This is a genomic window from Oceanobacter mangrovi, from assembly GCF_019740315.1.
Lineage (GTDB): Bacteria > Pseudomonadota > Gammaproteobacteria > Pseudomonadales > Oceanobacteraceae > Oceanobacter > Oceanobacter mangrovi.
Genome location: NZ_JAHXZR010000026.1, coordinates 1 through 1,224, shown reverse-complemented (window position 1 = coordinate 1,224; position 1,224 = coordinate 1). Strand labels below are relative to the sequence as shown.

Sequence of the window (1,224 nt, the reverse complement as noted above, 5' to 3'; positions counted from 1 at the left end):
GGGTTCTACCCCGTTTTCACGGACGGTTTAATAAAGCCTAAAGTTTGTTGTCTTGTACCGCGAGTCTACGTCTCATTCTTGGGTTATGGAACCGCTCGATGTAGTCGAAGATATCGGATCTGGCTTGATCCAAAGTTCGGTAGTTTTTCCGATTGACCCGTTCCCTTTTCATTACTCCGAAAAACCCTTCGCAAGCCGCGTTGTCAGCGCAATGCCCAACAGCGCTCATGCTGCTCACCAGGTCATTCGCTTTCAGTAATCTCTGGTAGTCGCCACTGGTAAACTGAGATCCTCTATCTGAATGCAGGATCGATTTTCCGATTCCCTGCTTTTGCCAAACGGCCATTTCAACGGCTCTCATCGCCATATGTCGGTCCTGACGGTGATGCATTGACCAGCCAATGACCAACTTGCTGAACAGATCCAGTACGACGCAGAGGTACAATTTTCCCTGCGTGGTTGGGACTTCGGTGATATCTGTTACCCACTTGGTCTCAGGTTCCTGGGCCGTAAAATCCCTCTCAAGGTGATTCTTGATACCTTCTGGCCTGCCTGATGAGCGCTTGCGTACTCGGCCTTTCTTGCGTGGCCAGCCCTGAAGTCCGTGGCTGGCCATAATGCGAGCGACACGATTGAGGCTAAGCTTTTCGCCTTCAGCTTCCATATCTTCCTGCATCCGAGGGGCACCAATGGCACCGCCGCTATCAGCATGGATTTCCTTCATGCGAACAGCGATACGCTCATTGTCGACTTGCCTCGAGCTGGGTTTTCGGGATGCCCAGGAGTAATAGCCGCTGGCTGATATCTTCAGACATCGACACATCAGACGTATGGGATAAGAATCGCGACAGCGTTGGACAGATTGATATTTCAGGTCTACCCCTTGGCGAAGTACGCTGCCGCTTCTCGCAAAAAATCACGTTCTTTCGTGACACGGGCAAGCTCGCGCTTCAGACGAGCGACCTCTTCATCACGAGGGGTGCCGCTGCCTTGAAAAGCCTTGCTACTGCTGGCTTCCGCTTCTCGTTTCCAACGACTGAGCAGGTTGGGATCAACGCCAATCTCAAGCGCTACTTGTCGGCAACTAACACCGGGCTGCAGGGTCAGCTTGACGGCTTCCTGTTTGAACTCGGGGCTGAACTTTCTTCGTTTGGTCATGAACACTCCTCAACAGGCAAAGTATGCCTCTTTTTAGATGTGTCCGTAATAACGGGGTAGAACCCC

At 52.0% G+C, this 1,224-nt stretch carries 1 pseudogene; it reads right to left on the bottom strand.

Features of this window, described 5'->3' with window-relative positions:
* Positions 1–8: 8 nt before the first annotated feature.
* Positions 9–1,158 (bottom strand): annotated as a pseudogene (locus K6123_RS23055) (IS3 family transposase); the annotation flags it as partial.
* Positions 1,159–1,224: the final 66 nt, after the last annotated feature.